Source organism: Streptomyces olivaceus, from assembly GCF_000721235.1.
In the GTDB taxonomy this organism is placed as follows: Bacteria; Actinomycetota; Actinomycetes; order Streptomycetales; family Streptomycetaceae; genus Streptomyces; species Streptomyces olivaceus.
This window is the reverse complement of sequence record NZ_JOFH01000021.1, coordinates 116,291-125,287: the sequence shown is the minus strand read 5'-3', so window position 1 is coordinate 125,287 and position 8,997 is coordinate 116,291. Positions and strand designations below refer to the sequence as shown.

Sequence of the window (8,997 nt, the reverse complement as noted above, 5' to 3'; positions counted from 1 at the left end):
CGCCCGCCCCGCCCGTCCCTCCACGGGCGCCCCACACCCCAAGGATTGGCATGCTCACTTCACACACGTCCGCGCCCGCTCCCACGCACGGGACCGCACCGGTCGCCCCCGCTCCCCACCACTACCGCGCCGACCTCACCCTCTTCATGGTCATCGCCTTCGCGGTGAGCTGGCTCTCCTGGGGCGCGGCGATCGCGCTCGGCGGCACGGAGACCAACGAGGCCGCCAACGCCCCCTACATGCTGGGTGCCTTCGGGCCGCTGATCGGCGCCCTGGTCGTCCGCGTCCGACGCCGCCGGCGCGGCGAGCCCGCCCCCGGGCACGTGGTCCGCTTCCGCGCGGCGCACCTGCTGCGGGCGGTACTGCTGCTGGTGCTGGGCTCGGCGACGGTCCTGGCCGCGGCGCTGCTGGCGAGCCGGGCGGGCGGCCCGGAACTCAGCCTGGACGTGGCGAAGGACACCGTCGAGGACTTCGGCGGACCGGCGGCGTTCCTCGTCGGCATGCTGGTCAGCGGCCCGCTGTCCGAGGAGCCCGGCTGGCGCGGCACCGCCTACCCGAGGCTCCGCGCGACGATGGGCACCTTCCGGGTCTGCCTGGTCCTCGGCGCCGTCTGGGCCGTCTGGCACCTTCCCCTGTTCTTCATCGACGGCACCGTGCAGCACGACCTGGGCCTCGCCACTCCGAGCGGCATCCTCTTCGTCGCCAGCAACATCCCGATGGCCATGCTGGTCACCGCCGCCTACGAGCGGGCCGGCATCGTCGCCTCGATCGCGACGCACTTTGCGGTCAACATGACGATGATCCTGCTGGCCGTCGAGGCCCCGGAGGTCCAGGCGATGATCATCGGCATCCAGGCCGTCACGGTGACCGTCCTCCTTCTCACCCACCGAGGCCGCACGACGGGCCGATCGGTCAACCCCCCTCGGGCAGACCGTCCCAGCCCTCGAAATCACTGAAGTCCATGTTGGCGATGCCCAGGTTGCAGTGCATCTCGTGCGGAGTGGACAGGGCCGCCACCCGGAAGGGAGGCGTCTCCTCCTCCGGGTCGGTACTCACCGCGAGGAGCGTCGGCCGCGGGCCGCTCAGGCCGGCGCGGTCGGCGACGAAGACCACCTCCCAGCCGCACTCGTCCGACGCCGTGAGGACGGCGAGTATCTCGGCGGGGCCGGCGCCCGTCCACGACGGATCCTCGACGAAGAGGACGTCCTCCTTGAGACGGCCGTTGTCCTCGTCCCTCTCGTCGAACACCCAGGGCACGTCGAGGTCGGCCTTCAGCCGCTGCCAGGCCGCGTCGTCCCGGTAGTCGGTGCGGACCACCAGGATGGGCGGGGAGTCCTCGTCGGTCGTCGGCAGTACACGCACCACAGCTCCTGCTTTCCACGGGCGGCACACCGGGCCGCGCTGACAGTGTGCCGAGCGTAGAGGCAGGGTCCGACAATCGTGGCAGGCCGTTCGGACCGAGAGCATGGCCGGTCGGCCGACGCGGAGCCGGGGCGCGCTGACCTAGCGTCTTCCTCAGCGGATGAACCCCACGGAGAGGAAGGCCCGATGAGCCAGCGCGAGCCTGTCGACCACACCGGCGCGACCACCGAGTTCGAGAGGGACGTCCTCAAGCTGCTGCTGGAGACGGTACGCACGGTGGCCAAGCAGGAACGCGCGGACATCGGTACGGAGAGCCTGCTGAGCGCCCTCGTGTCGGGCGACTGGGCCGCGGGCTCCGCGATCGCCCCCGGCATGCGGAACGCCGGTTCGCTCGGCGGGTCGATCGGCGTCCGCGGCACCTCCGTGTGGGTCAGCGACGACGCGGGCGACGGCGGCACGGGGGACCCGGCCGACGAGCGGAACATCGACGCGTTCTGGCGCGAGGTCTGGCAGGACGAGGCCAAGAGGCGGCGCTGGAAGAACCGCAAGAAGAAGGAAGAGGAGCAGCAGAGCCTCGAACTCCCCCCGATGACCGGCGCGTTCCGCGCCTGCCTGCGCAAGGCGCTGGAGAGCGCGCGGGAGGAGGGCAGCATCTCCGTGCACGTCCGGCATGTGGCGCGCGCACTGGTCGACCTGCCCGACACCCGGGCCAGCGAAGCCATGGTGGTGCAGAAGCTGGACATCTCCGCCGCCGCGACCGCGCTGGACGAGCTGCGGGGCAGCGACGAAGTGCCGGAGCCCTCCTCGGTGCTGGTGCTCCGCAAGGCGGGCACCTTCGGCAAGAGCGGCAACCCGCTGACCCGGAAGTTCACCGCCTGGATCTTCGGCGGCGGCGCCGGGTTCGGCTCCGCGGTGGTGGCCGTGGTGCGCTCGGAGGCGCAGCGTTCGGCGGTACGGCGAGGGGCGTCGGCGACGGAGCCCGCCGACGTACTCCTTGCCATCCTGGCGCTGGACCGGTCGTTGACGGTCGCGCAGCGCGAACTCCCCGAGAACCTGCGGGCCGACAACCGCGGAGCGGAACTCCTGCACCGGCACGGCGCACGCCAGGACGCCCTGGCCCGCGCCCTGCTCCCCACCACCGGCATCGACGGCGTCCCCCCGGAGGTGGACAGCACCTCCGACTCCGACCGCCGCCTCCTCCACGTCACGGAGCTGACCGCCTCCTCCCGTAACGCCCCCACGGTCGGCACGACCCACCTCCTGGCCGCCCTCCTCCACGACACCGGCACGGACACGGAGTCCCAGGCGGACATCGAACGCATCCTCACCGACATCGGCACCGACGTCCCCGCCCTCCGAGCGGAGCCGGAACTCCGCGTGCCGGGGGGGTGCGTCGCGGGCGGCGTAGGACGAACACGCGGCGTGGGTTCAGCCGGCCGCGCGGAGCTGGTTGCCGGGGAGGTGGTCCCGGCAGGTTCGGCAGTGGCCGGGGGTGGGGGCGCGGAAGGCGCGCTCGCAGCCGTCGCAGGTCTGGAAGGGCAGCAGGGCCGGGCGGGGCAGCACGATCGGCTTGGGTGGTCCGGGCAGCGGTGTCTCGCGGAGCCGGAAGGCCAGGACGCCGGCCGGCCGCCCCCGGAAGCGGTCCGGGAGCCCTGCGGTCAGCAGCTCGGTGATCTCGCGCGGTGCGACACCGGCCGCCAGCCACTCGGACACGGCGGGCGCCAGACGCGCGGCCTCCCGGGCGGACAGCACGAGGCGCGCGTCGACCCGGCGCAGGGCGGTCAGCACGGCGATCGCCTCCGGGTCGGCATCGGCGAGCACGGGCGCCGGTGTCCCCGGCTCGTCCGGTACGGGGGCGGCGGGCTGCGGCAAGGGCCGAGGGCGATGCGGCGGCGGTCCGGGGGGTCGGGCCCGACCACGGACGCCGGGTACGTCGTAGAAGGAGGTCCGGGTGCGGATCTGGCCGGAGGGGAGGCGCTCGCGGCGGCGTTCCAGGTACCCGGCGGCTTCCAGCTCCCTCAGGGCGCGGGAGATCAGGATCTCGCCCTCGCTGAAGTGCTCGCACAGCGCGGCGATGGTCACGGGGGCGCCGTCGGGGAGCGACAGGATGTACACCGCCACGCCGACGGTGACCGCGCTGCCGCGTCGCTGGGCGAGGGCGTTGGAGACCACGGTGAAGTCGGCGGTGAGCCGCGTGCGGACGTGGAGCACGCCGGAGGTCGGGGTACCGGCGTTGGCGCGCAGGGGCGCGTTAGACTGCGAGTCAGCCATTGGGAAGGTGTCGACTTCCTGATCGGTCAGGCCCTCGCCGGGACTGCGAATCCTTGGCGGGGGCCGACTTGTGTGCGTTCGTTGCGGCGAACGTAGCCGCCCGAATCGGGCGCCTGCAAGCGGGTCACTCGGACGAGTGACGGCCAACTCCGGGCGCGTGGAGGGTGGGTGGGCGGGTAGTTCTCTACCCGGTTCTTTGAGGAGGTCAGCGGCCCACCGGCCCCTCGCGGACGAGGTACCGGTGGACCCGGGAGACGGCCGCGGACCGGTGCCCCGTCGACTCGGGTGCGGTACCGGCCGGCCGCCGACTCGACGTGAGGCCCGCCCCGGTGCCCGTGCCTCACCGCTCCGCTCGGGCTCGCATACTCACTCAGCCGGCGTGGAGGATCCGGAAGCGGTCGGGTTCCGCCGGGTCGCGGTCGACGACTTGGACCGGTGTCCAAGTCCATTGCCAAACGCCGACGCCCGGCGTGCGGGAGAACCGGATCGGCCCGCGGGTGCCCTCGACCGCCACGCGCGGCCACGACTCGGCGACGGCCGCCCGGTCCGTGCCGTGGGAACGCAGCACCGCAGCGAGGACGGCGACGGTGTCCCAGCCCTCGAAGGCGACGAAGGAGGGCGCTTCGCCAAGCCGCCCGCGGAGCTCCTTCCCGACGCGTTCACCGAGCGGACCGAGGCGCTCGGGCAGGTAGCGCAGGAACGGGATCCCGGCGCCGTCCTCAGCCAGCGCCGCGGCCCATTCGGCGAACTCCGGTTGTCCGGCCGGAGCGCCGATGAGGATCTCCGCGAGCCGCCGGTCGCCCCGGACGGCCCGGACGATCGGCACCGCCGGCTCCGGATGGCCGACCAGCAGGAGGAGCGCCGTCGCGCCGTGGTCGACGAGCGCGTCGCACAGAGCCTCGGGCGTGAGCGTCGCGTCGAGTTCGAGGACCGTGCCGCCGCGGGGAGCGAGGTGGTCCCGCAGGACGCGCGTCCCGGACGCCCAGTAGACGCTCGGCTGGGTCGCCACGGCGATCCGACGCCGACCCGCGCGGAGGAGGAAGTCCGCGTAGATCCGCCAGCCGTGGGACTGGGCCGGAGCCAGACGCGCAACCCACCCCGTCGGCTCCTCGGTGAGCGCGTCGAGCACCGCGGACGAGCAGAGAAACGGCACGCCGAGGGCGTCGGCCCGGGCGGCGGCGGCGCGGGCGACCACGCTGTGATACTCGCCCACCACGGCGGCCACGCCCAAGTGGGCCAGTTCGTCCACGGCCGCCGCAGCCCGCTCCGGATCGGCCGCGGTGTCCCGGACCACCAACTCCAGTGGTCTGCCGTCGATCCCGCCGGCGTCGTTGACCTCGCGAACGGCCAGGTCGAGTCCTGCGAGCAGGTGTCGGCCCGCCTCGACCCAGCCGGGCCGCGTCAGCGGGACGAGAGCACCCAGGCGGATGGACGACCGGTCGGTGTGCTCCGCTCCGGACGGCGATGGTGGCGAGTTCATCGGGTGGCGTCTCCCCTGGGAGGATGCGGTCGCGGTTTGCCCGGATCACGCGCGCCGGCCGCTGACGGTGCGCGATCGTCACGTGCCGCCGAGGCAGGTGCGCCCGGGTGATCATGCCGGTCATTGGATCCGACACCCGCGCCCATGGGCAACCGGGCTTCCGCTCGCCGAGCCGCCAAGCGTCGTCGTCATCGGCATCGGCACCAGCGACGGCCTGCACCGTGACCTCCACTGCGCCGCGCGGCGTCCGGGACGGAGTACAGCCCGGCGTGCTGCATGCCGTCACTGTCCCGGCTCAACCTGCTTGTGGCGCAAGCCCCTTGGAGAGGCCTGGCGCGAGGGGAGTTGTGGGGTTGCCTGCAAGAGGAGGGGAAAGAAGTTTCGATTAATTCACTGTCTTCACTCGTCCTCCACCGTTTACGCTGTGGCGGTTGCGTCACCAGGCGCGACCGCTGCCGAAGTGCCCGGGGAGGGGCACCGACCGCAGTCGCAGGGGGGCGAGAGCTACGGGAACCACCGTCTCGCCGTGCCCGGACCCGTTCCACGAATGGTGAGGAATTGACTGTGAGACGTATGACCCCCGTCCTTCTGCCCCTCGGCGCCCTGCTGGCCGCCTCCGTCCTGGCCGCGCCGATGGCCGGAGCCGCTCCGCAGGCCGACCGGCCGGCGTCCGCCCCCAGCGGCTGGGAGAAGGTCGACGGCGCCGAACTGGCCGAGATCACCAAGGACTCGGACGCCACCAAGCAGGCACCGCTCGCCGAGGGCAAGTCCTCCGCGCGGGCGGCGGAGCCCGACGTGTGGGCCTTCGCGTCGCGCTACAACGGCCGGTTCGTCGCCACGGAGAAGTCGTACGCCGCCCCCAACACCGGCGTGCTGCGCGCCCGTTCCGTCGAGTTCAGCGGCTCCTGGGAGGAGTACGAGCTGGAGTGGGACGACGCCACCGAGACCTACGCGCTGAAGTCCCACGCCAACGACCGCTACGTGACGGTCGAGCAGAACTACACCGGCAACACCCAGAACGTGCTGCGCGCCCGCTCTACCAGCGTCGGCGGCTGGGAGCGGTTCGTCTTCTGGTACAACGAGACCGAGGAGCGGTGGGCGCTCCAGTCCGCGTCGAACGGTCTCTTCGTCACCATGGAGAACAACACCACCGGCAAGCTCCAGTACGTGCTGCGCGCCCGCTCCGCGTCGGTCGGCGGCTGGGAGTCGTTCGACCTCTACTCGGTCATCTGACCCGAGCAGGCGCCCCGCACACGGCGGTGACCGCCCGCGAGCTGCTCCAGCCGCGGGCGGTCACCGCCGTACGCGCGTCCTCACTCCGTCGCGTACACCGCGTCGATCGGGCGGCCGCGCAGGGCCGAGCGGGTCGGCAGGCTGATCGACAGCCATCCCAGCAGGGCGACGAAGACCACGATGCCGCCCCAGGCCAGCGGCTCGACGTACGGGATCGGCTGGCCCGTCGTGCCCAGGGCGGCGCCCACGGCCGGCGGGATCGCGATGGCGATGCCGACGACCACGGCGGTGAGGATCACCACCCAGGACTCCAGGAACATCATCCGCCGCGTCTGCTGCTTGCTGGTGCCGATCAGCCGCAGCATGCCGAACTCGCGGCTGCGGCCCGTCGTCGCCATGACCAGCGTGTTCACCACGGCGATGAGCACGTACAGGATCAGCAGCGCGTTCGCGATCAGGCTCGTCGAGGACTGCTGGGTGAACTCGCCCTGCTCGACGGCGCCGAACTCCTCGGGACTCTGTACGACGAGACCGGGGGTGCCGTCGGCCAGGTCGGCCAGCCCGGACTCCACCTTCCCCCCGGCACCGCCCCCGCCGTCCTCACCGGTGACCAGCAGGGCCGTGTCCTGCTGGTTGGCGGTGTGCTCGGTCAGCATCCCGTGCGGGAGGGTGACGTCGCCGAAGCCGAGGCCCTTGCCGTAGAGGGCGACGACCTTCAGCTCCTTGTGCGTGCCGTCGCCGAGGTCGACGTCGGCGGTGTCACCGACGTCCAGCCGGGCGGTGTCGGCGGCGATCCGGCTGAGCGCCACCGTGTCGCCGCGCAGCTCGTCCATGCTGCCCTCGCGCACGTCCAGGTCGAGCGTGCGGTCCAGGTCGCGCGGCTCCAGGCCCTGGGCGCTGAAGGGGTTCGAGACCGGCTTGTCGATCTCGACGTAGGTGATCAGCACCTGCGAGCGGGCCACCGGCGTGACGGTGCCGACACCGTCGACGGCGCGGACCTTCTGCGCCAGGTCGGTGGAGAGGCCCGTGGTGCCGCTGGTGACCACGTAGTCGGAGACGACACCGGTCGCCGCCTGCTCCTTCGCGGTCACCTCGACCGTGTTCAGCATCGACAGCTGCATCAGCGCCATCGCGGTGCCCAGCGCCAGCGGCACCACCGCGCTGCTGAGCCTGCGGGCGTTGGCGGTGCTGTTGGCCGCCGCCAGGTAGCCGCTCACCCTCGACCGCATGAGCAGCGGCGTCAGCAGGCGGGTCGTCGTCTGCACCAGGACGGGGCTGATCAGCGCGCTGCCCACCATGAGCAGCAGCAGCGAACCGCCGGCCCCCGCGATCGCCAGCTGGCCGGGGATCAGCAGCGGCAGCACGATCGACGTCACCAGGCCGAGTCCCAGCAGTGCGAGGGCGACGGCCTTGCGGGTCCGGCCCAGCTCGCCCTTCTCCACCTGCGACTCGCTCAGCGCCTCCACCGGCTTGATCCTCGCGATCCGGCGAGCCGCGATGAACCCGGCCAGCAGCGCGCCCAGTACGGACAGCAGCACGGCGGCGACGGCCGGCAGCGGGTTGAACGACAGCTCGAAGTCGGCCGGCAGCACCCCCACGTCCGCGAAGGCGTCCCGCAGCAGTCCGGCCACCAGGAAGCCGGGCGCCGCGCCCAGCACCGCACCGGCGCCCGCCACCAGCAGCACCTCGCTGCCGATCAGCTTGTGCACCTGGCGCGGTGTCGCCGCGACGGCGCGCAGCATGGCCAGTTCGCGACGGCGCTGGTGGATGGCGAGACCGAGGGTCGAGGAGACGACGAAGACGACGACGCCGAGCGCCGTGCCGCCGAACGAGGCGGACAGCATGACGAGGAAGCCGCGGGACTGGCCGACGTCCAGGAACTCCAGGTCGCCGATCGCGTCACCGGTGTAGGTGACGACGTCGGTCCCGGTGACGGCGGCCTCGATCCGCCCGGCGAGTTCGCCCGCGTCGGTCCCGTCCTCGCCCAGGACGCCGATCGCCGTCAGCCGGTCGGGACGCTGGGAGAGGCCGGCGGCCCGCGCATCGGTGAAGAACGCGGCCGACTGCCGGTCCAGGCCGCCTCCGGGCGCGTCGACCAGCCCGGCGACCTTGTAGTCCTGCGGCGTCGTCCCGACCGAGAGCCGTACGGTGTCCCCGACCTTCACCCCGGCCGCGCGGGCGAGACCGGCGTCCAGCACCGTCTCCCCGGCGCCGCCCGGCTCGGCACCCTCGGCCAGCTCGAAGGGGCCCAGTGCGGCCGACGACCAGCCGTGGCCGTACAGCGGGTGCTCCAGCGGCACCGGCTCGCCGCGTGCGCTGCCGTCGTCCTTCTGCAGCGTCATCTCGACGGAGTGGTCCCGTACGACCTTCTCGACGCCGTCGACGCGGGAGATCTGCTCGGCCGCCGACGCCGGTACGGTGACGCGCTCGGCGTAGTACGGGTCGAAGTTCTCCTTGACGTCCTTGGTCTGCCGGCCGCCGACCATGACGGTCGCGCCGGCGTACCGCTCGGGTGCGACGCCCGAGAGCAGCCCGGACACGAACAGCACGCCGCAGGCGGTGATGACGGCCGAGCCGCAGATCACGGCGATGAAGGCCGCGACGAACCCGCCCTTGCGGTTCTTGATGGTGCTCCATGCGATGTCGAACAC

The 8,997-nt window shown here is 72.6% G+C and carries 7 protein-coding genes; 2 read left to right on the top strand and 5 right to left on the bottom strand.

Annotation, left to right across the window (positions count from 1 at the left end):
• The first annotated feature begins 50 nt into the window (after positions 1-50).
• The gene (locus tag IG94_RS0123830) at positions 51-956 is read left to right on the top strand and encodes a CPBP family intramembrane glutamic endopeptidase (protein ID WP_224326496.1); all 906 of its coding nucleotides are present in this window, start codon (positions 51-53) and stop codon (positions 954-956) included.
• Here IG94_RS0123830 and IG94_RS39740 read toward each other — a convergent pair.
• The 4 genes from IG94_RS39740 to IG94_RS0123815 all read right to left on the bottom strand — a co-directional run bounded on the left by IG94_RS39740 (position 913) and on the right by IG94_RS0123815 (position 5,113).
• Complete coding sequence (locus IG94_RS39740) at positions 913-1,362, bottom strand: DUF6924 domain-containing protein (RefSeq protein WP_157852303.1); 450 nt, start codon at positions 1,360-1,362, stop codon at positions 913-915. The genes IG94_RS0123830 and IG94_RS39740 overlap by 44 nt on opposite strands.
• A 153-nt stretch (positions 1,363-1,515) precedes the next feature.
• Positions 1,516-2,619: a hypothetical protein gene (locus IG94_RS43645; protein WP_224326495.1), complete on the bottom strand. Its 1,104-nt coding sequence runs from the start codon at positions 2,617-2,619 to the stop codon at positions 1,516-1,518.
• A gap of 171 nt (positions 2,620-2,790) precedes the next feature.
• A complete protein-coding gene (locus IG94_RS43640) occupies positions 2,791-3,633 on the bottom strand; it encodes a hypothetical protein (protein ID WP_078892409.1) in 843 nt (280 codons plus the stop codon).
• 370 nt (positions 3,634-4,003) lie between these two features.
• The gene (locus IG94_RS0123815; protein ID WP_031040692.1) at positions 4,004-5,113 is read right to left on the bottom strand and encodes an ABC transporter substrate-binding protein; all 1,110 of its coding nucleotides are present in this window, start codon (positions 5,111-5,113) and stop codon (positions 4,004-4,006) included.
• Between the two features lie 573 nt (positions 5,114-5,686).
• On the opposite strand from IG94_RS0123815, the gene IG94_RS0123810 reads away from it, so the two are divergent.
• Positions 5,687-6,346, top strand: a complete 660-nt coding sequence (locus IG94_RS0123810; RefSeq protein WP_031040689.1) for a fascin domain-containing protein — start codon at positions 5,687-5,689, stop codon at positions 6,344-6,346.
• Between the two features lie 80 nt (positions 6,347-6,426).
• On the opposite strand, the gene IG94_RS0123805 is transcribed toward IG94_RS0123810, so the two are convergent.
• Positions 6,427-8,997: an ABC transporter permease gene (locus IG94_RS0123805; protein ID WP_031040685.1), complete on the bottom strand. Its 2,571-nt coding sequence runs from the start codon at positions 8,995-8,997 to the stop codon at positions 6,427-6,429.